The organism is Komagataeibacter sp. FXV3, from assembly GCF_015155755.1.
In the GTDB taxonomy this organism is placed as follows: Bacteria; Pseudomonadota; Alphaproteobacteria; order Acetobacterales; family Acetobacteraceae; genus Komagataeibacter.
The window spans coordinates 1-23,655 of record NZ_VWPI01000013.1 but is presented as its reverse complement, the minus strand read 5'-3'; the positions used below and the strand labels follow the sequence as shown (position 1 = coordinate 23,655).

Annotated in this window: 18 protein-coding genes; 4 read left to right on the top strand and 14 right to left on the bottom strand. The window is 58.8% G+C overall.

The window, feature by feature from the left end; translation table 11 throughout:
* The first annotated feature begins 283 nt into the window (after window positions 1-283).
* The gene (locus tag F1542_RS01285; RefSeq protein WP_193731421.1) at window positions 284-1,684 is read left to right on the top strand and encodes a cytosine permease; all 1,401 of its coding nucleotides are present in this window, start codon (window positions 284-286) and stop codon (window positions 1,682-1,684) included.
* Between the two features lie 35 nt (window positions 1,685-1,719).
* On the opposite strand, the gene F1542_RS01280 is transcribed toward F1542_RS01285, so the two are convergent.
* From F1542_RS01280 to F1542_RS01255, 6 genes are all read right to left on the bottom strand, one after another.
* Complete coding sequence (locus F1542_RS01280; protein ID WP_193731420.1) at window positions 1,720-3,336, bottom strand: GMC family oxidoreductase; 1,617 nt, start codon at window positions 3,334-3,336, stop codon at window positions 1,720-1,722.
* Between the two features lie 326 nt (window positions 3,337-3,662).
* On the bottom strand, window positions 3,663-5,948 hold the full coding sequence (locus F1542_RS01275; protein ID WP_193731419.1) for a TonB-dependent receptor: 2,286 nt from the start codon (window positions 5,946-5,948) through the stop codon (window positions 3,663-3,665).
* 426 nt (window positions 5,949-6,374) lie between these two features.
* The gene (locus F1542_RS01270; RefSeq protein ID WP_010507340.1) at window positions 6,375-6,794 is read right to left on the bottom strand and encodes a RidA family protein; all 420 of its coding nucleotides are present in this window, start codon (window positions 6,792-6,794) and stop codon (window positions 6,375-6,377) included.
* Window positions 6,794-8,263: a 4-hydroxyphenylacetate 3-hydroxylase family protein gene (locus F1542_RS01265; RefSeq protein WP_193731418.1), complete on the bottom strand. Its 1,470-nt coding sequence runs from the start codon at window positions 8,261-8,263 to the stop codon at window positions 6,794-6,796. Before F1542_RS01265 ends, F1542_RS01270 begins: the two co-directional genes overlap by 1 nt.
* A 15-nt stretch (window positions 8,264-8,278) precedes the next feature.
* Window positions 8,279-8,815, bottom strand: a complete 537-nt coding sequence (locus F1542_RS01260; RefSeq protein WP_193731417.1) for a flavin reductase family protein — start codon at window positions 8,813-8,815, stop codon at window positions 8,279-8,281.
* A gap of 137 nt (window positions 8,816-8,952) precedes the next feature.
* Window positions 8,953-9,630 (bottom strand): DUF1028 domain-containing protein, encoded by a 678-nt coding sequence (locus F1542_RS01255; RefSeq protein WP_193731416.1) that lies wholly within the window; start codon window positions 9,628-9,630, stop codon window positions 8,953-8,955.
* A gap of 104 nt (window positions 9,631-9,734) precedes the next feature.
* Between F1542_RS01255 and F1542_RS01250 the strand changes: the two genes are divergently transcribed.
* Window positions 9,735-10,652 carry a LysR substrate-binding domain-containing protein gene (locus F1542_RS01250; protein WP_193731415.1) on the top strand — a complete coding sequence of 306 codons (918 nt, stop codon included), beginning with the start codon at window positions 9,735-9,737 and terminating at the stop codon, window positions 10,650-10,652.
* An 11-nt stretch (window positions 10,653-10,663) separates the two neighbouring features.
* On the opposite strand, the gene argE is transcribed toward F1542_RS01250, so the two are convergent.
* Window positions 10,664-11,827 (bottom strand): acetylornithine deacetylase, encoded by a 1,164-nt coding sequence (gene argE / locus F1542_RS01245; protein WP_193731414.1) that lies wholly within the window; start codon window positions 11,825-11,827, stop codon window positions 10,664-10,666.
* A 352-nt stretch (window positions 11,828-12,179) separates the two neighbouring features.
* On the opposite strand from argE, the gene F1542_RS01240 reads away from it, so the two are divergent.
* Window positions 12,180-13,799 carry an amidohydrolase gene (locus F1542_RS01240; RefSeq protein ID WP_193731413.1) on the top strand — a complete coding sequence of 540 codons (1,620 nt, stop codon included), beginning with the start codon at window positions 12,180-12,182 and terminating at the stop codon, window positions 13,797-13,799.
* On the opposite strand, the gene F1542_RS01235 is transcribed toward F1542_RS01240, so the two are convergent.
* From F1542_RS01235 to F1542_RS01205, 7 genes are all read right to left on the bottom strand, one after another.
* Window positions 13,792-15,192, bottom strand: a complete 1,401-nt coding sequence (locus F1542_RS01235; protein ID WP_193731412.1) for a cytosine permease — start codon at window positions 15,190-15,192, stop codon at window positions 13,792-13,794. The genes F1542_RS01240 and F1542_RS01235 overlap by 8 nt on opposite strands.
* Before the next feature lie 62 nt (window positions 15,193-15,254).
* Window positions 15,255-16,538 carry a hypothetical protein gene (locus F1542_RS01230; protein ID WP_193731411.1) on the bottom strand — a complete coding sequence of 428 codons (1,284 nt, stop codon included), beginning with the start codon at window positions 16,536-16,538 and terminating at the stop codon, window positions 15,255-15,257.
* 29 nt (window positions 16,539-16,567) lie between these two features.
* A complete protein-coding gene (hisD, locus tag F1542_RS01225; RefSeq protein WP_048852212.1) occupies window positions 16,568-17,890 on the bottom strand; it encodes a histidinol dehydrogenase in 1,323 nt (440 codons plus the stop codon).
* A 173-nt stretch (window positions 17,891-18,063) separates the two neighbouring features.
* On the bottom strand, window positions 18,064-18,825 hold the full coding sequence (locus F1542_RS01220) for an SDR family NAD(P)-dependent oxidoreductase (RefSeq protein WP_227672363.1): 762 nt from the start codon (window positions 18,823-18,825) through the stop codon (window positions 18,064-18,066).
* Window positions 18,822-19,844, bottom strand: a complete 1,023-nt coding sequence (locus tag F1542_RS01215) for a zinc-binding dehydrogenase (protein WP_193731410.1) — start codon at window positions 19,842-19,844, stop codon at window positions 18,822-18,824. Before F1542_RS01215 ends, F1542_RS01220 begins: the two co-directional genes overlap by 4 nt.
* Before the next feature lie 31 nt (window positions 19,845-19,875).
* A complete protein-coding gene (hutG, locus tag F1542_RS01210) occupies window positions 19,876-20,700 on the bottom strand; it encodes an N-formylglutamate deformylase (protein WP_193731409.1) in 825 nt (274 codons plus the stop codon).
* Window positions 20,701-20,716: 16 nt separating this feature from the next.
* Entirely contained in the window at window positions 20,717-22,087 is a 1,371-nt protein-coding gene (locus F1542_RS01205; RefSeq protein ID WP_193731408.1) for a formimidoylglutamate deiminase, read from the bottom strand.
* A 116-nt stretch (window positions 22,088-22,203) separates the two neighbouring features.
* Between F1542_RS01205 and hutI the strand changes: the two genes are divergently transcribed.
* Window positions 22,204-23,439 carry an imidazolonepropionase gene (gene hutI / locus F1542_RS01200; protein ID WP_193731407.1) on the top strand — a complete coding sequence of 412 codons (1,236 nt, stop codon included), beginning with the start codon at window positions 22,204-22,206 and terminating at the stop codon, window positions 23,437-23,439.
* Window positions 23,440-23,655 lie beyond the last annotated feature (216 nt).

The following is a 23,655-nucleotide window of genomic DNA, read 5'->3' as shown; positions in this document are numbered from 1 at the left end:
GCGTCGGATCACCTTGCATGCACTTGTATATATCAATAGTTAGCGCATATCGATTTTGCCCTGTCAATCCATACCCGAAATGATATGATGTTTTCCTGTGGCAGCAGATGCGGCCGCAACCGTTCGCCAGGGCGCGGACTGCCCTTAACTTCAGCATCGCATATATTTTTTTGTTTCGTTGAGACAGAATAAGTTATGCAAGCAAACGCTATGCATCACTTACGATAGGTACAGAACCCCTGCCTGACAGGGAACGCCATATCGTTACGGAGTATATTTCCTGATGGCAGAGACGGTTCCGACAAAAATCGAATCCGCAACCATATACCGTATCCCGCTGGACCAGCGCCACGGACGGCCCCGTGACCTGTTTACGATATGGTTCGGTTCCAACCTGATGATGCTGACAGTCGTGACCGGGGCGCTGGCGACAGGTGTCTTTGGCCTGCCTTTTCTGCCCGCCCTTGCCGCCATCATTGCCGGCAACATGATCGGCGCCATCTTCATGGCGCTGCATGCAGCGCAGGGCCCGCGCCTTGGCGTACCGCAGATGGTCCAGACACGTGGCCAGTTCGGCATTGTCGGCGCCGTGCCGATCACGGCCCTGATCGTCATCATGTATGTGGGCTTTGCCGCCTCCAACCTGGTACTGGGTGGCGAAGGGCTGCAGTTCATCGTGCCGCATCTTAGCCGCCTGGGGGGCATCCTGATCATTCAGGCGCTGTCCGTCATTCCCGCCATTTACGGTTATGGCATGATCCATACGGCCGCACGTATCATGACATGGGTGTGCGGGGTCGCCATCATGCTGTGCCTGTGTCTTGTCGGTTGGGAACATGGCACGGACCTGCTGCAGGCCAGCCACGCCCATATCAGCACGCGTGGCCTGCTGGGCACGATTTCGACCGCCGCCCTGTGGCAGATTGCCTATGCCCCCTATGTATCCGATTCATCGCGTTACCTGCCTCCCGGCCCGGATGGGGAGCGCAAGGCGTTCCATGCCTCTTTCTGGGGCGCCGTGCTGGGATCCGTGCTACCCATGGCGCTGGGGGCCATGATCGGCCTGCTGGCCAGTGGCCATAATATTGTCGCGACCCTGGGACAGATGCTGCATGGCGCGGCCGTGCCGGTGCTGTGTGCCCTGTCGCTCAGCATTGCCGTGGCCAACGCGATGAATGTCTATTGCGGCGCCCTGTCCACCCTGACAATCATCCAGACCTTTGTCTCCACGCGCCGGCACCAGAAGGCGCTGCGCCTTGCCATTACATCGGGGCTGCTGACGATCGCACTGCTTATGGCCGTGTTCATGGCCCGCAGCTTCATGGCGCTGTACAGCGAATTCCTTGAACTGCTGATGTCGGTCATGATTCCGTGGACCGCGATCAACCTGACGGATTATTACCTGATCCATCGGGGTGAATATGATGTCGAAGCCTTTTTCCACCCGACGGGCGGACGTTATGGTCGTTACAACAAACCGGCCTTCATCTGCTATTTTGTCGGCATCCTGATCCAGATCCCCTTCCTGTCCAATGCCCTGTTCACCGGGCCCATGGCGCGGCTGGTGCATGGGGTTGACCTGTCATGGATTGTCGGTCTTGTTGTCACGACGCCCCTGTACTGGTGGGCAGCGGGGCGGCAGGCACGCGCAGTCCCGGCCGGCCTTGCCGCCACAGCGGATTGAGGGCATCCCCGATCCGCTCCAGTCTTCCCGCCTGTTTACTGCTGCCGGTCTGACAGGATCATATCGGCAGCTTTCTCAGCAATCATGATACAGGGCGCATTGGTATTGCCGCTGACCAATGTCGGCATGATCGAGGCATCGGCAATCCGTAGTCCCGTCATTCCCCGTAATTTCAGGTCCGGGGTTACCACGGCGTTTTCGTCCATGCCCATCCGGCATGTGCCTGCGGGGTGGAAGACCGTACTGGCGCTACGCCTGATATAAGCCATCAGTTCGTCGTCAGTCACCACATCGGGGCCAGGCGCCATTTCGCGCCCACGAATGCCGTCAAAGGCCGGGGCGCGTATGATCTGGCGCGCCAGACGGATCCCTTCCCGCAGGACCGTCCCGTCACGGGGATCATGCAGGAAACGGAAATCAATCTGGATATTCTGCGGCCCATTTCGGCCCAGACGGATTTCTCCCCGGCTATGCGGACGCAGCACGCAGGTATGGATGGCAAACCCATGCCCCATTTCAAACAGACGCCCCCGGTGGCTGCGGAAGCCGGGTACGAAATGGAACTGGACATCCGGCAGCCCATCCGCCAATGGCGTGCGGGCGAAGCCGCCTGCTTCGACATAATTGGTTGTCAGCCACCCCTTGCGCCACAGGGCATACTTATGCGGGGAAGACACGACGGCGGGTAACGATTTCCATGAAAAGCCAAGGCTGCGCGCCTCATCCGACCGCACGGTGACCAAGCCGTCCAGATGATCCTGCAGGTTCTGTCCCACTCCCGGTAATTCATGGATCACGGACAGACCCGCCCCCACCAGGTCATTTCCCCGCCCGATCCCCGATGCCATAAGGATGACAGGGGAGCCAATGGCCCCCGCCGACAGTACGGTTTCCCGTTGGGCGAACAGGCCAAACTGTTGCCCGCCATAGACCACATTGACCCCCAGTACCCTGTGCTGCCGGATAATCAGGGATCTGACCGTCATACCTGTCATGACATGCAGGTTGGGCCGGTGACGTACGGGATGCACAAATGCACGATAGGCGCTCAACCGTTTTCCATCGCGCTGCGTGACATTGTAAATCCCCACACCTTCAAGGACGCTGCCGTTGAAATCGGGATTTTCCTTCTGTCCGACCTGTTCGGCCGCTTCGATAAACAGACGTGACAGGGGATTGGCTTCACGCGGGGCGGTGACATCCAGTTCGCCCTGCGCCCCATGAAAGCGGGGATCATGGCCAAGGCAGTCATGTTCCGATTTCATGAAATATTTCAGGACCGAGGCATAGTCCCACCCGGCACATCCCCGTGCTGCCCAGCCATCATAATCCGACCGGTCTCCACGGATATAGATCATGCTGTTCATTATGCTGGAACCACCCAGACCCCGGCCACGCGGCACATGAATGCGGCGATTATCCAGATCAGCCTGCGGCACCGAGAAAAACTGATAGGCCAGCTTGCGGCTTTTATACAGGGTCAGGGTGCCGGCGGGGATCTGGATACGGGGCGTGTTATCACCGCCCCCTTCTTCAATCAGGCAGACCTGGTTACGCGGATCGGCGCTCAACCGATTGGCCAGCACACACCCCGAGGATCCGCCCCCGACAATGATATAGTCAAATTCACGAGGAAAGGACGCCTGCCGCATCGATTTACATACCTTGCCTTGTCACAATCATGATAAGAAGCCATCTGAAAACAATTGATTGACAAGAAACAGTAAAAGTTTCCAGGCTCCGCCTTTTCGAAAAAAGCTTCGGCAGGAACTTCCTTATGATTGCAGGATGCTTCCTGATCTGACTTTTCAAACAGCTTCTGATATCATGTATGTATTTCAGATAACCGAAATCGTAATGTTTATCCCATATAGGACAACAACAAAAAACGTACCAGATGGATAGTCAAAACCTATCCAGACCCACAAAAAAAGGGGCCATGCCCGCTGGCATGACCCCTTCATGGAACACAACCGGATCAGAAGCCCGTGCTGAATGTTCCCAGGCACGCGAAGTTCGGCGCCGTGTAGTACTGCGCGGTGCCCGCAACCGGCCCGGTATTATACACCCCGGACAGGTAGTGATGATCCGCCAGGTTTATGACGTTCAGACGCAGTGAAGGCGCCTTGAGGAAGCCGATATCCGGCGCGCGGGCACCGATCATCATGTCCACCTGCTTGTGACCGGAAATCTGTTCATCGTTCATGAACGTGCCGTATTCCTTGTCCACATATTTCAGCGATACACTGCCAAAGAAACGACCATCATCATATTGCAGGCCGGCTGCCGCCATCCAGCGTGGCGCGGAAGTCGCCATCTTGCCTGCCGTGTGATAGGTCACGCCATCCATTGTAATGTTGGAGTCCTGACGGGCATACAGATATTCAACCGACCCGTAAGGCGTGATGTGATGCCATGGATGCAGCGCCAGTTCACCATCGAAACCGCGCGTCGTCATGCTGCCCGCATCCTGATAATACGGCACGTTACCGATGTATTCGTTAATCTGGTGATGCGAGAAGTTGTAATTGAACAGGGTCAGCGATGCCGTGATCCACTTGTCATGGTACCGTGCACCCACTTCTTCCGACACACTGTATTCATCATGCAGTTTCTTGTTCGCGGTCTGATACATACCGCCATCCCACGGACTGTCATACTGGTTGTAGAAAGCGGAACCCAATGGCAGGCGATAACTGGTCGTCACGTTGCCGAATACCATGATATTCGGGTTGAACTTGTAGCTGATGGACATGCGCGGCAGCGGCTGTGCCGAATAATAATTGGCGTTGTACTGGGGACCAGGCTGGTTTAGCGTGCCATTTCGTGCCGCCATGACTTCCTTGAAGCCAACATCCAGTGTCAGCTTCCTGTTCAGGAAATGCATGGTATCGCCAATATACAGCGCATTCGTCTGGGTAATGGTGTGATAGGACCATTCATTCAGCGTGGTGCCATCCTGCTGCCGCAGGTAGCCCGTTGAATTGCCGGACGCATCCAGCCCGCTAAGCGGTTCATCAACATGCATGTCGGTATAGCCATACCAGTACCCGAAGACGAGGTCATGGTTGGCCACCTTGTAATGCAGGGTGGAGTTGAATCCTGTATAGCCTTCCACGCCAATCCAGTTCTGGATTGCCGCGGTCTGACCATCTTCCGAATAATTGTTCCCTGCAAGCGGTGAAGAATTGGGCATCGTTCCGTTATAATACGGCCCGGTTGTCGAAACGGTTGTCACGCCAAAGGGATAGTTCCCGCTGCCATGGTAATAATAAGGTGTTACATCCAGTGTCAGGTTACGCGCCAGCTTGAAATGTGACGGTGCGCTCAGGAAATAGTCGGTCCAGCTGGTGGCATAGGATTTGTAATAATTTGGACTGCCAAAGGTATATTTTCCCTGCATGTCATCAGGGTTGTTCTTCAGCCCGTATTTATTCCAGTCGCTCAGGGTCGGGGTGCTGTACCACGCCGTATGTTCATTGTTGTAGGAACCGGACAGGGAAATGTAATTTCCGTCACCCCATTCCTTGATCAGCTTGTAGTCCACATGCCAGCGGTTGTTCCGCCCGGGACCACGCCAGGCGCGACTGGTCAGGTCGGAAAAGGACGCAAATGCCCGCAGACCGGTATTGGCGATATCCCCACTGTCATACCGGATGAACTGGCGGTTCATCTGGTGCGTGCCGTAACTGACATCGAATTCGCCGCCACGGGTATGCTTGGGTCCGCGCATCTTGACGGCCATGGTGCCGCCAGATGACGTGGTGGTGGGGGTTTCGATGCTGGGGGCGCCCTGCTGCAGCTGGACGTTATCCATGTTCTCGCTATCCACCCATTCGGACGAATTGGGGGTATAGTCATCCGGATCGTTCATTGGCGCCCCTTCGAAGGTGAAGCCAATTTCCTGCTGGTTCAGGCCGCGGACATTGATATCGGATTCATCACTGACACCAAACGGGTCGCCCATGGACACGTTCGCACCCGGTGACATGGCCACCAGCGCCAGCGGGTTGGACGCGGGCGCCTGCTTGGCAATATAATCATGGGACACGGTACTGACCGATTTCGCCGCCGTTTCGTTACGGATCAGGCCCCCATACGAACGCGTGCGCGTGACACGCAGCTGCTCACCCGCCCCGGTGGCATTGATGCCCGTATTGACTGTCGTGCCCCCCGCCCTGGCAGCCGTCGTCGCGCCACCGGATGCAGTCGTCGCCTTTGCATTGACAGGATTTTTTTGCACGACATCGGCCGCATGGGCCATGTGCAGACGCAGTCCATTAGTCAGGAATGTTGATGACAGTATCATACATACAGTCAAGCCAGTCGAACGTCTGCGCATACTGCCCCCTTAAAAATCATGACAGGAAATATCTGATTGCACCAGCAACACGCGCCATGCCTGTGTCTGCTGACTTTTCCGGCCCGGGGCCGGCTGCATAACCACATGTATGTACAAGCAGAGATAACATCGTTGTATTATTGTGTTCCCGTAACGGCAAGGCAACAGAATTCCTACATTCCAGACGTCTCCATATTGGCTGTCCATACATTTATCGGGATATGTTGCATTTTGGCAATTATTCTGGCTGTTATATCGCCATCCGCTGAAATACTTGCAACAAACATTCAGGGCTGCTGTCGCGCCAGCAACAGCAGCCCTGATAAAAAAACCTTATGTATAAATACTTTATGGAATGACAGCGATAACATCCACCTCGATCAGCCATTCCGGGCGGGCCAGCGCCACGACAACCAGCCCCGTGAAAACGGGGAAGACCCCCTTCATACGCCGCCCCAGAACACGATATGTCGCTTCCCGGTAACGGATATCGGTCAGGTACACCGTAACCTTGCAGATATGGGACAGTTCGGAACCGGCTTCCTTCAGCAGCAGTTCGATATTATCCATTACCTTTTCAGCCTGGCCCACCGGATCGCCAACCGCAACATTTTCACGCGTATCGAGATCCTGCGGCACCTGGCCGCGCACATAAACCGTCTGGCCCGCGACGACAGCCTGACACAGGTCATTATCCAGGTTCTGTTCGGGATAGGTATCACGCGTGTTGAAACAGCGGATCCGCTTATGTGTTACCTGGCCTGTCATTATTTGTTCCCTCCCTTGCCCTGCTGCAGCACACCTTCGCTCAGCCCGGCTGAACGCTGCACGAATTCCAGTGCGCCGTTCCAGTCAAAGTTACGATAGACCGCAGCCAGATGCGCAAATGGCGGGGCCTGCGCAAACAGCTGGAATGTCAGACGATGGCCGGCATAATCGGAATTGAGCATGTCACGGGCATAGGCCAGCAGCTTGCGCCGGTCCTCGGCCTGCCATGTTTCATTGATGGAATAGAATTTTTCCATCCATGGCGCGGTTTCGGGATCCCGGAATGTCGCCACGTCCGGCGTGACACAGATCTGTCCACCACACAGTTCGCGCGTCAGGTGCATCATTTCATGCAGCTTGGAACACGCAAGCACACGCCCGGCCATAAGCAGCGACTGGTTGGGCATGAGCAGGCCACCAGGGCTTTCTTCCGCCATGGCGATGGACGCCGTCAGGTGGGCATTGATCCCTTCACGGTAGCAGGCAAGGGTCGCCAGCTTCTCCTGCACCGCCTGCTGGCGGTCCAGTCCGGTCTGGCGCACGTTGAACAGGGCGGCGCCGATCATCATGTCGGCCAGTTTCTGGTTACGCTGCACGAAGGCGAAGGCACTGTAGCGATGCAACGTCGCACGGATGAAGGTCGCGGCCTTGGTATGCCGGTAGAAAAGTACGTTTTCCCATGGGATCAGCACGTCATCGAAAATGACAAGGGCTTCGACCTCGTCATATCTGTTGGACAGTGGATAATCCTCGATCGGGGCGCGACCGGCAAACCCGGTGCGACAGATGAATTTCAGGTTGGGTGAGGAAAAGTCACAGATGAACCCGACTGCGTAATCAGACAGTTCGGCATCACCCCAGTTGGCAATGGTGGGCTTGGTAAAGGCCTGGTTGGCGTAAGCCGCCGCCGTTTCGTATTTGGCGCCACGGACAATGATGCCCGCATCCGTTTCACGCACGACATGCAGCAGCATGTCCGGGTCCTGATCCTGCGGCCGCTTGGAACGGTCCCCCTTGGGGTCCGTGTTGGCCGAGACATGAAACGGGTCCGCATACATCGCCTTGTGAACGTGATGGCGGATATTTTCAGCGAACTGGGGATTGACCTCGTTCAGGATGTCCTGACCGTCATACAGTGACCACATCTCGCCAATCGTCTCGTCACCGACACGCGTAACGATGCCCCCCACTTCATCCAGCACGGTGTCGGTCGCGATACGCTTTGCCTTCCAGTCTTCCTGCGAGTGGGGCAACTGCAGGGCCAGCGGGGATTCATCACCCTTGTCATCCGTATAGACAAGCCGGTCACGGAAAGCCGCTTCATGCTGCATGTCGTACATCCGCGCACGGATGGACACGATGGGCCTGAACATCGGATGCGTCGTGACATCCTTCACCCGTTCGCCGTTCATCCATATCCGCCTGCCATCACGGATGGAGTCCAGATACTGCTGTCCTGTACGGATCATGAATTATATTCCTGCTCAAGAATTATGAAGAACGGGTTCCGGCCGATGAAACGCCCGGCGGAAATGCAGCAACGTCATCGTGGGCCGCAGACAGGTGTGCCGGACGCAACCAATAATCACCCCGTGCGTCCCGACATCGACGGATTGTTCAAGGGTGCAGTCAAAGGACGCCAGCGCCCCGTCCAGCAGCCATCCCCCCGCCTGCCCCGGCTTCCATGCCGCGCAGCCGAAATCGAATGCCGGAAAAGCCCCTGCCCGGCCCGCGAAATTTTCCGCAACCCCCACATGGTCGTGCGACAGCATGTTGATGACGAAGCAGCCGTTTTCGATAATGGCCGCAAAAGCCGGGCTGCGCCGGTTGATGCACGCCATCATCATTGGCGGGTCGGCGGATGCGGATGTCACGGAACTGACGGTAATGCCGAACCGTCCGGCGGGGCCATCCGTGGTGATCACGGCCACGGGGGCAGCAACATGCCCCATGGCCGCGACAAACAGGTCACGTTCGGATGATCCCTGCCCATGCTGTGATACCGATGCCTGGGTGGACATGGCATGCCTCCCGAAAACCAGTGCTTATGACCATGGGATATTCGAACGGAACATCATTCCGATAAAGAAATATATATCGAAGATCGACCTCAGGAAAACCGAAGCAATAATGATTGATCAAAGGTTATTGCAATGCTCTACTCATCTCCCGGCACACCATATGAAGGGGCCTGGGCGGGATGCAGCGCACGCTGGACATAATCATACATCTGGGGTTTCCATACCGCCCACAGTTCCATCAGGCGCGCGACCGGATTTTCACCCCAGTCCACCCGCAGGTCCGCAAGCGGCCACTGTTCACGGTCAACCACCAGCATGCCAGCGGAATAGACAGGTCCGGCTTCGCCACCCGCATCAGCGCCAGCCTGCAGGGCCAGCAATATCCGCTCCCCCAGTTCGAGGGACGGATCACCCTTTTCAAACGCGGCGACAATTGCGGCCGGCACATCCGCATTGGCCAGAAGGTTGCCAGCGGACACGACATCCTTGCCAAAGGCCTCGGCGTGGGTGCCCAGCGTGCCGGAGCCCGACCACGCGGCCCCATGGCCGCTGCCGTCGATAAAGGTCATCTGCCGGTATTGCGCATGGGTTGCGACGCGGGCCATGACAACCTGGCATTCAGCGGGTGTCAGTCCACGTTCCAACAGGTCGAGGGCCATTGGCCCCAGTCGCGGGTCGGTTACATTCTGCGACGTGACCGCCCCCACGCCCGCGCGGGCATAGGCGCAGCGGGCCGCCACGGCGGGCGACGACGATACGACCGCCACCCCGAACTGCCCGGTACGCGCGCAATGCGCGACGATGGAAAATGTCATGATCCTGCCTTTCCTTTTTTATCCTGTTTCATCCGATCCGGCGCCACCTGCCGCCATGCGGTCCCTGATCCCGTCGTGACAGACACAGCAGCCGGAGCCACCCCATGCGTTTCACACTGAAACAGATCGAATATTTTGTCGCGGCTGCCGAAACGGGGTCGATTACTGCAGCATCCAGGCGGGTTCATATCTCCCAGCCATCCATTTCCGCCGCCATCGCCCAGCTTGAGGCCGTGTTCGGGATTACCCTGTTCATCCGCCATCATGCCGCCGGACTGTCCCTGACACAGGAAGGCCATAGCTTCCTGCGTGAATCGCGTAACCTGCTGCTTCATGCCACGGAACTGGACATGACGGCGTCTGGCCTGTCGGGGCAGGTCAGCGGCATGATTGAAGTCGGATGCATGACAACGCTGTATTCCCTGATCGTGCCGGAACTGCTGCAGGAATTCGAAACCCGCCACCCCGATGCCCAGCTGCGCATTATCGCCGGCCATCACAGTGAACTGATTGAAAAGCTGCGCAATGGTGAAATCTGCGCCATGCTGGCCTATGACCTGAACATGCCGCAGGATCTGGATTTTTTCCCGCTGGCCGCCCTGCCTCCCTTTGTCTTTGTATCGGCGCAGCACCGTCTGGCCCGCAGGCGGCATGTCGCCCTGTCTGAACTGGAACATGAACCCTTCCTGTTGCTGGACCTGCCGCTGTCACGGGATTATTTCCTGTCCCTGTTTTCCCATGCGGGCATCGTGCCCAGCATAATGGGACGGTTCCAGAGCATTGATGTCATCCGTTCGCTGGTCGCGCGTGGCGAAGGCTACAGCCTGGCCAATGCACGTCCCCGCAACAAGGCGGCGCTGGATGGCAGGCCGCTGGCCTATCTTGCGCTCAAGGACACACCCCAGCCGCTGCTGTACGGCACGGCCACGATCGCAAACATACGGCAGACGGCGCGGGCGACGGCCTTCCTGCAGGTATGCCGTGAACTGCTTGCGGGAAAGCCGCTTCCGGGCAGCGACTAGGGCCGACGGCCTTACGCCACGCACAATGTATCAACAATACGGGCAAGGAAGGCGTCACCGGCGGCCAGTTCGTCGCGGGTAATGTATTCATCCGCCTTATGGGCACGATCGATTGATCCGGGGCCGCATATTACGGTGGGCAGGGTCAGTTCCTGCTGGAACAGTCCCGCTTCCGTCCCGAACCCGATGGTGGTCACCGCATTATGCTGGCTGGCCTGCAGGGCGATATTGCGGATGGCGGTATCAGGTTCGGGCACAAGGCCCGGATATTCATTGATGATTTCGAAGTCGATTGCCCCACCGGGATAATCGGCTGCCACACCCACTGCGCGTTCGCGCAACCGCTCCAGCCATGTATCCGCCGACTGTCCGGGCAGCAGGCGCATCTCGAACTGGATTTCGCACCGGTCAGGGACGATATTCAGCGCGACCCCGCCGTTTATAAGCCCGACCTGCGCCGTGTTGAATGGCACGTCGAATGACGGGTCCTGTATCGGGGCATCCATCATTTCCGCCTGGATGCGGGCGACTTCCTGTGTCATGCGGGCCGCGATCTGGATGGCGTTGCACCCCAGCATGGGATTGGCGGAATGTGCCGCGCGGCCGTGGCATACAATGCGCGCGGCCACTTTTCCCTTATGCGCCACGGCAACCTGCAGCCCGGTTGGCTCCCCCACGATACAGCCCTGTGCCATGATCCCACGTTCACGCAGGAACGCCAGAAGGGAACGCACGCCCACGCAGCCGATTTCCTCGTCACAGGAAATGGCGAAATGCACGGGATACCGCAATGTCCGACCCGCCGCGTATCGTGCCGCCGTCAGCATACAGGCCAGAAAGCCCTTCATGTCGCTGCTGCCGCGCGCGAACAGCTTTCCATCACGGTCCGTCAGGTTGAACGGGTCGCATGTCCATCCCTGCCCCAGCACCGGCACGACATCACTGTGGCCTGACAGCACGATGCCCTGTCCGGTATCTGGTCCGATCGTGGCAAACAGACCATAACGATCCGTCTCCTCATGCCGCACGATCGTAGCCGTGGCATGCACCGCGCGTAACTGCTGCGCATACCATTCGATCAGGCCGAGATTGCTTTCCCTGCTCAGGGTCGGCCACGCAACCAGATGCGCAAGGGCTGCAACGGTCGGGTTACTGTCATGCAGCAGGGACGTCATGTTCGCTCCATCATCAGGGCCATCCGCCCTATCGTAAGGCAGTCCGGGGGCATCGCCTGCTCGGAAGTTTCTATGCCAAAGGAAGAAACTTCCGATGCGCTGCATCCATGTAAGGCAACTGGTCTGGCGATGGCACCCTTCCCCTGCCCGCATCATTCCCGAACCAGCGGGACCATTACCGACAACCGATTGAAAACAATATACCATTCACTGAATCATCCGGCCCGAAGACCCGGCTTTCCCTTTGCCGTCCGTTCGTGAACCGACGTGTCGCAGCGGCCGCTGGCATACCCTTACATTCAAGAAACAATATGTTCTAATCACACCATATTGCCATCTCAGGAACAGATCCATGCCCCTCGACCTTGCCATCATCAATGCTGACATTCACGGCCATGCCCCACCCGTCAATGCAGTCGGCATCATGGACGGACATATCGTGGCGATCGGCACATCATTCGACATCATGGCGCAATGTGTCCCGACAACCGTCATCCGTGATCTGGGCGGCATGTTCCTGATGCCGGGCTTTATTGATGCCCACATGCATATCGCCATGGCCGCGGACTATCTTTCCGCCATCGGGCTGCGGGATGTGCGGACAATGAAGGCCCTGCTGGAACGGGTCGCGCAATGGGCGGCCGCACATCCCGACGCGCCATGGATCCGCGGTCTGGAATGGAGCTATGGCTACCCCGACCTGCCAGATGGCGAATTCGATGCGCGCATGATTGACAGCATCCTGCCAGACCGCCCGGTAATCCTGACATCGGGCATGGCACATGCGGCATGGGCGAATTCGCGCGCCATGGAAATTGCCGGAATTACCCCCGATACCCCCGACCCGGAAAATGGCGAGATCGTGCGCCGCGCCGATGGCACGCCATCGGGCTGGCTGAAGGAAGACGCCGTCAGCCTTGTCACCAGCCATATCCCGCCCATGACCGGGCCGGAAATGGATCACGCGCTGGGTCTGGTGCTGGATACGGCATCCCGGCTGGGCATCACCCGCATGCAGAGCGCCGCATATGACGAAGCCTACCTGCCGCTGCTGTCGGCACGGGATGCGGCGGGCACGCTGCCGGTCCGTATCGGGATGATGACGGAAATAGAACCCGATCCCGGCCTGACGCCACAGCGCCTGCGCGAAGCGCTTGACCTGCGCGCACGCTATGACAATGCGATGGTTCGCCTGGATGGCATCAAGTTCTTCCTTGACGGCGTGCTGGAATCCCATACCGGCTACATGCCCGAAGGCTATGCGGACCAGCCTGATGCACGCGGCACCCTGTTATGGGACCGCAGGGCCTATATTGATGCGGTCCGTGCCGGCGTGGAAAACGGTCTGGACATATGGACCCACGCCATCGGGCCGGGCGCCATCCGTCTGGCGCTGGACGCGGCGGAAAACGCAGGCAACAGCCCGGAGCGTCCACGGATCCGGGTGGAACATGCCGAACTGCCCTATCCCGATGATATTGCCCGTTTTGCCCACACATCCACCATCGCCAGCATGCAACCCGTCATGATCGCGCCTGCGGATGAGTGGATGGGCATGGAAGGAGTCTGGAAAAAACGCGTGGGGGACAATCGCGCGCAACTGGCGTTTCCAATGCGCTCGCTGCTGGATGCGGGCAGCACGCTGGCGTTCGGGACGGACTGGCCGATTGTATCCCTTGATCCCCTGCGTGGATTGCGCAAGGCCGTCCTGCGCCGTCCCATCGGGGCGCCTGCATCGGAAGCATGGATCCCGACACAGGCGATCCGCTTTCCCGAAGCATTCGACAGCTATACCAGCAAGGCCGCGGTGGCCGCCGGACGGGAACGGTATGAAGGCCGTATTGCCCTGGGCTACCGCGCGGATATCGCCGTCCTGTCGGGCAATCCCTTCATGACGGATCCGGACAGCCTGCCGGACCTGAAATGCATGCTGACGGTCACGGCAGGCCGTATCGTCCACGACCTTATCTGACGGCAGGGCGTGCGGGGGAATCTGCCTGCCGGCATATCAGCCAGTAAACCAGGCCGGGCAGCAGGATTCCCACCACCCATGACAGGTCAACCCCATCCATCTGCCGCGCCATCAGGCCGGAATACAGTTCATTTGAAATAAAGGGTACCTGCACGACAATACCCATGATGTAACAGAAAATGGCAGGGCGGTTGAAACGTCCGTATATGCCGCCATCATGACGGAAAAAGGACCGGATATCATAATCGCCATGCCGGATCAGGTAATAATCGACCAGATTGATTGCCGTCCACGGGGACAGCACCGCCAGCAGGAATTCAATGAAACTGTTGAGAATATGCAGTATGTCGCCACTCAGCATAATCGTCAGCAGTACGGACAGCAGCAGCAGGCCACCCGCCAGCAATCCGCGACTGCGCGCCGTGGGGCGCCATGTCGGCCACATGGTATAAAACAGGGTCATGCAGGACAGGGCTGCGCAATAGATCTGCATCGTGCATGAAACCGCAATCGAAATCAGGACAATGCCAAGCAGGACATAAGTCGGCAGCGTATAATGCGCATGGATCGCGGCATAGAAATTCCCCGCCCATGCGGTACTGCCCATATAGGCCCCCAGAAAGGTGGGGACTGCGGTTCCAATGATGCTGCCCGTCATGCATGACCAGAATGCATCGCGTTCGGGTGTATCGGCGGGCAGGTAACGCGAATAATCCGACACATAAGGGGCATACGCCACCTGCCACAGCACCCCGATCGAGACGGCCGCCACAAAATCATGCATGCTGGGGATCGCCATCAACGGCTGGACCGGCAGGGCATGCAGGTAAAACAGGAAGAAGGCCGCAAGGGCAAAGAACGCCGTGGCCGCCACATAGGTAAACCCGACCACAAAACGTTCAATCCACCCATGCCCGACAATACACAGCGACAGGATGGCCGCGGCCAGCACATAGACGGGTAACTGATGTGGCGCCCCCCCCAGGGCCTGCTGCACCTGTTCACGTCCGATGGCCAGCAATGTCGCGGTGAACCCCACATACATGACAATGACGACAGCAATGACCAGTAGCGCACCATAGGCCCCGAACTGACCACGTGTCTGCTGCATCTGCGGAATGCCCAGATGCGGCCCCTGGGCGGCATGCAGGGCCATGAACATGCCCCCCACCCCGTTGCCGGCCAGAATGGCAAGCGCCGCCCAGAACAGCGAAAGGTGACAGACCTGGCAGTAGATCATGCCCGTCAGGATCGCGAGTATGTTCTGGTTTGCCCCCAGCCAGACCAGACACAGCCCACGCGTGTTTCCCCTGCGCCGGTCTGCCGGTATGGGGAAAATCGTATCTTCCTCAACGGCCAGAACCGAATTGCGCAATGGTGCGTCAATGTCCATATACGGCAACTCCTTCAATAACAGGGGATCACTGTTATCAGATTGGTTCCGGAATGATATTTCTAATTTCCGGGATCAATTGCATCAAGAAAGCGGCTGACCACATCCTGCCCTGGTGGCACGGGTTCGCTGCCGCACATGACAGCAACCGCCAGCCCCGTCAGGGATGAAAGCGGCGTATGGCCACCAGCCCCATCGGCGCACAAATCCATTACCAGCGTCGGACAGCAGAACAGGCCACACCGGATCGTCGCGCGCCATTCGGCAGGCAGATGCCCCGTGGCACGCATATGCTCCAGCAGCGGACGCCACAGCAGCACCGCCTTGGAATCCCGAAAGGCGCGCCGCAGGTCATTCATCTCCCACCCCAGCGTGACATCCAGTATTCCGTCGGGCGTCACGTTGGCATGGGTCGCCATATCAGCAGGCAGGTCATGGGGATGATACAGCCAGTCTGCATGGGCGAAGATGTTATGGAAGGTCGCCTTGACCTCCGCCATGATGGCCGGAATATTCTGTCCGGCAAAGGCGGGGTCAAAGAAGGTCAGGCTCCTGCCCGCCCCTTCCCACCATACATTGGCGTTATGCGCGTCCCCGTGCGCCGTAACCCCGCCAGAATGGGCCAGCATGCGTGGGGACAGCAGTCGCATGCTGCGTTCCAGTACAGTACGCAGCGTATCGGCATGCATCACCCCGTTGATGCGCCACTTCATGTCCAGCAACGCGTGATCGACAATACTTACGCCCGGAAACGCAAATGTACGTCCCGATGCGAAAAAACGCGCCGCCCGCGCCCCAAGCTGCCGGTCATCGGTTGTCAGCCGATGGTGGAATAGCTGATGAAAGGGCTCGGCTGCGCATTCGGCTTCGGATATCGGGTGAAAGGTTTCGCGGTAAATGCGCGCCGTCAGCGCGTCAAGTTCGCGCTGTGCCGCAACGACCGGTCCGATATCCGCATCCGTCCTGTCATATGTACGGCACAGATCAGCCAGCCGTGGCGTTGATCGCCTAGTATAAAGCAGTATCTGCCGGCCGATAGCACGCGACACATAAACCGGCATGTCGATCGGGTAGCCAGCGTCGCGCAGGACCTCGCCACGATAGAATTCCTGAAGGGTACTTTCTTCATTTTCCTCATGATGGAATTTGAAGAAATATTCCTCCCCCGTCGGGGTGGTCAGGAAGCCGTTTACGGAATTCAGGCTGTATCCATCATTTCCCAGCGTAATATTGCTGACCTGCAGACCGAATTCCTCCCGTATCAGGTCGGAAAGGATGATGCAGGTCCGCGCTACGTCTTTCGCACGAAAGGCCTGTAGCGCCTGTGCGGATGCTGAGTCATTCATGAATACAGCCTTTGTTCACAACCGGCGGTTTACTGGCCTTTGGGTAGTGGGCGGGCGGAAGACACCGCACGCGCATGGCCGGAAAACCCTTCATACGATGCAAAACGATGCGTATGGGCCGCCATTTCCCTGTAACCCCGCGCGGAGACACGGGCAAACGACATCCGTTTCATGTAATCATGCACCGAAAGCGGTGAATGCGTGCGCGCGGCCCGGTTGGTCGGCAGCACAGCATTGGGACCAATGACGTAATTGCCAAGGCTGACCGGTGTGTGGTTGCCCAGCAGCACCTCGCCCGCGTTACGGATACGCCCAAGGTCAGCCATCGGGTCGCATGTCAGGATTTCCAGATGTTCAGGGGCATAGGCATTGGTGAATTCGACTGCCGTATCAAAATCACGCGTCAGAACGATGCCACCATACGCCCCGCACAGGACAGTGGATGAAAATTCGGCGCGTTTGGCGTCCATCTGCTGCCAGTGACCGGGCAGCGCCGCCTGCACGCCCCTTGCCACGCGCGGGCTGTCCGTCACCAGCCAGGCAGAGGAATCCGGCCCATGTTCGGATTCAATAATCAGGTCCAGCGCCGCCAGTTCGGGATCCACGCTGTCATCGGCAAGGATGATCGCCTCACTCGGGCCTGCGGGCACGCCGGGATCGATGACGTGGGAAAGCAGTTTCTTCGCCGCAACGACATACGGGCTGCCCGGCCCCACGATCTTCATGCAGGCCGGAACGGTTTCCGTGCCATACGCCACGGCGGCCACGCCCTGCGCACCGCCACATTTATAGACTTCGGTCACGCCAATCAGGCGCGCGGCGACAAGTGTCCCCGCATCCACGCGCCCATCCGGCGCGGGCGGCGTGATGATGACCAGGCGCGGCACCCCGGCCACCATGCCCGGAATGGCGGTCATGTTCACGACGCTGGGAAACGCGCCCTTGCCACGCGGCACGTAGCAGGCCACCGATTCAATGGCGACATTCCGGTCCCCTGCCCATACGCCGGGCTGGACCTCGATCATCCAGCTGTCCTCGGGCTTCTGGGCCTCATGGAATTTGCGGATATTGCCAATTGCATATTCAATTGAACGGATCAGTTCGGGATCCATTTCACGGAAGGCGGTTTCAAACTCCTCCTCCGTGGCGCGGATGCTCATGTCGGGTATGGTCACGCCGTCATAGGCCTGCGCGAAACGGCGCAGGGCTGCGTCACCTTCGGTCCGGACGGCCTCGATAATCGGCTTGACCCGTTCCAGATACGGACCAAGGTCGGCTTCCGTACGGTCAAGAAGGTGGGCGGGAATATTTTCAGCATCCCGCAGATCGACAAAATTGACAGTCTTGTTCATCTGGTCGCTTCCACTCAGGCAACGCATTATAGGCGACCGGCAATCATAGCCGGGCAAAAAACCATGTCTGTTCCCTGCCGCGCGCTGCAGATCTGCCTGGTCCCCGTTCACCCGATTCATATCAATTCCAAAACGAATGGGCAACGATAATATCATACATATATATACAACCTTCAGATGGCCGCCAGGAAACCACCATCCACATACAGGATCTGGCCGTTTACATACGCCGCCGCGTCCGAGCACAGGAACTGCACGATACCCCCCAGTTCCGCAGGCTCCCCAAACCGCCCAAGCGGAATGCGCGCCATCATCGCCTCACGCCATTTTTCATCATGAAAAAAGGGCTCCGTCATTTCCGTGCGGAAATATCCCGGCCCTACCGCATTGACCCGGATACCCTTTGGCCCCCATTCCGTGGCCAGTCCGCGCGTCACGCCCAGCAGGCCGGATTTTGACGCACCATACGGCACGGCCCCGGGAATGCCGACCGCAGACGCCAGTGAACACAGGTTTACGATCGCCCCACCGGCCTGCATCCCGCGCGCCACATGCAACGCACAGAAAAATGCCCCGCGCAGGTTGGTATCGACAATCCTGCCCCACAATGCTTCGTCCGCATCAATGGCGGGACGCAGTTCTTCCATACCGGCATTGTTTACCAATGCATCGATCCGGATGTCCTGTGCGTGGAGATCATGAAAAGCCCGTTCGATATCATCAGTATCGGCCACATCTACCGTAAAATGGTCCATGTGCAGGCCATCGCCCCGCGCCATCTCGCAGGTTTCCTGCAAGGGGACGACAGAACGGCCACAGATAAACACCCGTGCCCCCTGCCCTGCCAGATGCAGCGCCACCGCCCGGCCAATGCCACGACCGCCCCCTGTCACGACAATGGCGCGCCCGCGCACACAGAAGGGGTTTTTCATCATGCTTCCTCCGCAATGGAATGGGGAAAGATCAGCGTTTTCAGTCCTGCACGCTGTTGTGCCAGCAGTTCCCCATAGACATCCGGTATCTGCCCTACCCCCTGTATCATGGAGACGAAAGCCTTCAGCCGTTCGCGCAGGGCTGGCAACAAGGCGATGGCGTGTGGCATTTCATCGGCAAAGGCGCTGACGCCGCGCACTTCCAGTTCACGCTCGACAATAAGGTTCAGGTCTAGGCTGAGCTTTGTCGCGGTCAGTCCGGCCAGAACCAGTCGCGCCCCCGGCGCGGCACAATCCAGCAGATGCCCCGCCACCGTAACCGATCCCGTGGTGTCCAGCATGAAACGGGGCGCCTGACCATTGACGGCGGTGCCGACCGCATCCAGCGCCACGGGCGAAACGCCGCAGGTTTTCTGCAACAGGCGCATGCGTTTCGGATCGCGTTCGACAAGATACACCGTGCCATCATGCCGTTCAGACAGCACCAGTGCGGCAAGGCCGCCAATCGTTCCGCCGCCACAGACCACGACAGGCATGCCCGGATCGGGAGCCAGTCGGTTTACGGCATGGACCGCCACGGACAGAGGTTCCGCCAGAGCCGCCAGCCAGAACGGCATGTCGGGGGAAATACGGTGCAACTGGCGGGCCGGGAGAACGACTTCCTGTGCAAACCCGCCATCACAGACCTCGCCCACAAATGCCAGCTTGGCGCACAGATTGCTCCGTCCCTGCCGGCACGATGGGCACTGCCCGCACCCCACCCGGGAATCCGCCACCACGCGATCCCCCGGCCGGAAGCCGGTTACGCCGGGGCCGACCGCCATGACTTCACCGGAAAACTCATGCCCTGGTGTGACGGGGGTGCGGGTAATCCACTGCCCTGTCCGGAAATTGTGCAGGTCCGAACCACAGATCCCGGCCGCCATGACCCGTATCCGCACCTGATCCGGACCCGGTGCAGTTGGTGCCTGAACGGTTTCGATGCGGATATCCCCAATTCCGTATAAACGTGCTGCCTGCATCTGCCATCTCTTTAGCGTGGTATTCTGCTGGTCACCGAACCTGCGGCGTCCAGTCCAGAACGGTGTCAAGAAATCCTGCCATGGTTGTGGAAAGCCTGCGGAAAGCCGTTTCATCCAGCGGCCATGGCGCGTCTTCATGCTGGAGATAGGTACTCTGGGCAATTTCCATCTGCACGGCATGAAATCCCTGGTCCGGCTGTCCATAATGCCGGGTGGTGTATCCCCCCCGAAAACGGCCATTCACGACATGGGTATAGCCGGACAGGCTTTTGGCATGGGTCTCGATACGGTCCTGAAGCCGCCTGTCGCAGGATGCGCCGCTGTTGGTGCCGATATTCAGGTCAGGCAGGCGCCCTTCAAACAGGCGGGGAATATGGGTCTGGATGGAATGCCCGTCCCATAACACCGCCCAGCCATGCTGCTGCTTCAGCCGTTCGAGTTCCTGACCAACTGCATCATGATAAGGTTTCCAGAACGCGGCGGTCCTGTCATGGATCTCGTTCTGGTCCGGTTCCTGTCCGACCTGATAAATCGGCGTGCCATCAAATGCCAGATTGGGAACAAGCCCGGTAGTGGGACGCCCCGGATACAGGACGGCATCATCCGCGCCACGATTAAGGTCCACTACATAACGCGAATAACGCGCACAGATGACACCTATGCCGCGTTCGCGTGCAGGGCCTGTATAAAGCTGGTCAATATACCAGTCCGTATCAGGCAGCTGCCTGCCATATGGCGTCATGCGCGCGCCCATGCCAGAGGGCAGGTCCGTGCCCGAATGGGGAAGGGTCAGCAGGACAGGCACATGACCGGGCTGGAAGTCGAACACCGGGGAACCCGAAGGAAGATTGGTCATTATCGATCGTAACCTTTCATTCAGCCGCCAGCGCGGCAAGCGTACGATGAAAATTACGGGTAATGCCGTCATGATCGGCATGACGACCGTCCTGCACAACCCACTGCCCCGCACACATCACATCACGCACAGGCAGCGTGGGACAGGCAAAAATGGCTGAATCGAGGATCCGGTCCCCCTGCAGTCCCGGCAGGGACAGTTTTTCCGGGTCCAGCACACACAGATCGGCCCGCGCCCCCACAACCAGCCCCGATGATGGCAGGCCGCAGGCCTGACGGCCGCCTTCGCATGCCGCACGGTACAGGTAGCCGCCAACCGAACCCATCTCCCCTTCCGGCAGACAGACACAACGCTGCTGCCGATCGAGGCGTGCGCCATATTCCAGCAGGCGCAGTTCCTCGCCGGGGCTGATCAGGATGTTGCTGTCGCTACCAATGCCGAACCGCCCGCCCTGCGCCACGTAAGCCGAAAAGGGAAAAAGCCCGTCCCCCAGATTGGCCTCCGTAATCGGGCACAGACCGGCGACGGCGCCACTGCGGGCGACCTGTGTCGTTTCGGCCGCCGAAAGATGCGTGGCATGCACAAGACACCAGTGCGCATCGACAGCGGCATGATCAAACAGGTATTCCACAGGCCGCGCACCGGTTGCCTGCAGGCATTCCGCCACTTCGGCCTGCTGTTCGGCCACGTGGATATGTATCGGCGCGCCAGCCGCCAGCTGATCGACTGCCGCCCCGACCGCACGAATATCCACGGCGCGGACGGAATGAAGCCCGACTCCGACAATGGGGGACATTGCATGATCATCTGCCTGGCGCACCCGGCTTATGATATCCGCCAGGGTCTGCAGCGTACTGGCGAAACGCTGCTGCTGGGACAACGTCGTCTGTGCCCCGAAGCCCGACCGGGCATATAATGTCGGCAGCAGCGTCAGGCCCATGCCCACGTTTCGCGCGGCCTGCACGATACGCAGCGACATTTCCGCGCGGTCGGCATACGGCACGCCCCCCCTGCCATGATGCAGGTAATGGAATTCGGCAACCTGCGTATAACCGCGTTCCAGCATTTCCATATACAGGAATGTAGCAATATCCTGCATCTGTTCCGGTGTAACATTGTCGGCCAGACGGTACATGGCCCTGCGCCATGTCCAGAACGTATCGGACGGGTTGCTGCGCCCTTCCGCAAGGCCGGCCATGGCGCGTTGGAACGCATGGGAATGCAGGCTGTATTGCGGGGGAATGACAATATCCGTGCATATTACCGAAGGGTCGGGAGCGGAATCAGGTATAATGGCGGAAAAGCAGCCATCCTTTCCCACTTCGATCCGCACATTGTTGCGCCATCCGGTGGGCAGCATGGCCTGTCTTGCAAAAATCGTGACCATTTTCACTCTCATGCCTGATAGGCAGGTGATCCTGCATTTTGTTATGAATTGATAACAGATTTGACTTATTTGTATATACTTATCTAAAAAACATGGGGAACGAAGGAAAACGCACGATGTGGGACAGACTCTGGATCAACCTGGATATCGCGACGATGATGCCCGCCACTGACGTGTCAGATGATCCGTACGGGTGCATTCACGATGCCGCCATCGCCACCAGCGGCAGCCGGATTGCCTGGATCGGCGCGCGCGCGGACCTACCCGCCGCCCCTGATGCGCTGGCCCATACCGTCATTGATGGGCATGGGCACTGGATGACGCCGGGCCTGATTGATGCCCATACCCACATCATTTATGCGGGCGACCGCAGCACGGAGTTCGAAAAACGCCTGAACGGCGTTTCCTATACGGAAATTGCGCGGCAGGGGGGCGGCATCCTGTCCACGGTCACCAACACGCGCGCGGCAAGCGAGGATACCCTTCTCTCCCTTGCCATGGAACGTGCGCAGCGCATGATCCGCGCGGGCATCACCACCATCGAGGTCAAGTCCGGTTACGGCCTGACGCTTGAAGACGAACTCAAGCAGTTACGCGTCGCCCGACGGCTGGGCGAGGTCCTGCCGGTATATGTACATACAACATTCCTTGGCGCCCATGCCTTTCCTCCTGAATATGCGGACAGGCAGGATGATTACGTCTCCTTCCTGATTGATGTCGTGCTGCCACGCGCAGCAGCCGAAGGGCTGGTCGATAGCGTCGATGCCTTTTGTGAAAACATTGCCTTCAGTCCCGCGCAGGTTCGCCGACTATTTAACAGGGCCATGGAATTGCAATTGCCCGTACGCATCCATGCCGACCAGTTATCCGATACGGGTGGCGGCAGCCTGGCCGCGCAGTACCGTGCCCTGTCCGCCGACCATGTGGAATATGTCAGCGAGGCGGGCGTGATGGACATGGCACAGGCCGGAACGATCGCCATGCTGCTGCCCGGCGCGTTCTACTTCATTCGTGAAAAACATGCGCCCCCCGTCGCCCTGTTCCGCAGGCATGGGGTGGCCATGGGACTGGCGACCGACTGCAATCCCGGCACATCCCCCGCGACCAGCCTGACGGCCATAATGAACATGGCCTGCACCCTGTTCCGCATGACACCGGCCGAGACACTGGCGGCCGTCACCCGTATCGGCGCGCGAGGCCTGAACCTGCAGGACAGCACGGGCACGCTGGCCACCGGCATGATGGCGGACATGGCAATATGGAACGTCAGTGGTCCGCATGAACTGTCATACTGGATCGGGGGACTGACCCCCATCACCCGGATTTTCCACGGCGTGCCAGACGCGACATAGAAATGCCGGATACGTGATGCCGCTGCGTGGAAGGCCGCATTTCCCCCGGTGCTTGCGCTTGGCGATTTTATCCGTGGGTTCTGCTCCGCAATGCCAGGTCTGGGGCAAAACGGGGGAAACCGGGTGGATGAAATTTGATCGCGTGAAGTCGTTGGACGCAATCCTGGCGACGGCCAAAAAGAAATCACTCAACCGGTCGCTTGGGGCTTTCCAACT

Coding starts and splice junctions, on each gene's coding strand:
- F1542_RS01215 (WP_193731410.1), bottom strand. CDS start 19,844: ATGCAGGCAGCACGTTTATACGGAATTGGGGATATCCGCATCGAAACC.
- F1542_RS01220 (WP_227672363.1), bottom strand. CDS start 18,825: ATGATGAAAAACCCCTTCTGTGTGCGCGGGCGCGCCATTGTCGTGACA.
- F1542_RS01205 (WP_193731408.1), bottom strand. CDS start 22,087: ATGGTCACGATTTTTGCAAGACAGGCCATGCTGCCCACCGGATGGCGC.
- F1542_RS01240 (WP_193731413.1), top strand. CDS start 12,180: ATGCCCCTCGACCTTGCCATCATCAATGCTGACATTCACGGCCATGCC.
- F1542_RS01255 (WP_193731416.1), bottom strand. CDS start 9,630: ATGACATTTTCCATCGTCGCGCATTGCGCGCGTACCGGGCAGTTCGGG.
- hutI (WP_193731407.1), top strand. CDS start 22,204: ATGTGGGACAGACTCTGGATCAACCTGGATATCGCGACGATGATGCCC.
- F1542_RS01275 (WP_193731419.1), bottom strand. CDS start 5,948: ATGGCCCATGCGGCCGATGTCGTGCAAAAAAATCCTGTCAATGCAAAG.
- F1542_RS01265 (WP_193731418.1), bottom strand. CDS start 8,263: ATGATCCGTACAGGACAGCAGTATCTGGACTCCATCCGTGATGGCAGG.
- F1542_RS01270 (WP_010507340.1), bottom strand. CDS start 6,794: ATGACAGGCCAGGTAACACATAAGCGGATCCGCTGTTTCAACACGCGT.
- hutG (WP_193731409.1), bottom strand. CDS start 20,700: ATGACCAATCTTCCTTCGGGTTCCCCGGTGTTCGACTTCCAGCCCGGT.
- argE (WP_193731414.1), bottom strand. CDS start 11,827: ATGACGTCCCTGCTGCATGACAGTAACCCGACCGTTGCAGCCCTTGCG.
- F1542_RS01250 (WP_193731415.1), top strand. CDS start 9,735: ATGCGTTTCACACTGAAACAGATCGAATATTTTGTCGCGGCTGCCGAA.
- F1542_RS01260 (WP_193731417.1), bottom strand. CDS start 8,815: ATGTCCACCCAGGCATCGGTATCACAGCATGGGCAGGGATCATCCGAA.
- hisD (WP_048852212.1), bottom strand. CDS start 17,890: ATGAACAAGACTGTCAATTTTGTCGATCTGCGGGATGCTGAAAATATT.
- F1542_RS01230 (WP_193731411.1), bottom strand. CDS start 16,538: ATGAATGACTCAGCATCCGCACAGGCGCTACAGGCCTTTCGTGCGAAA.
- F1542_RS01235 (WP_193731412.1), bottom strand. CDS start 15,192: ATGGACATTGACGCACCATTGCGCAATTCGGTTCTGGCCGTTGAGGAA.
- F1542_RS01285 (WP_193731421.1), top strand. CDS start 284: ATGGCAGAGACGGTTCCGACAAAAATCGAATCCGCAACCATATACCGT.
- F1542_RS01280 (WP_193731420.1), bottom strand. CDS start 3,336: ATGCGGCAGGCGTCCTTTCCTCGTGAATTTGACTATATCATTGTCGGG.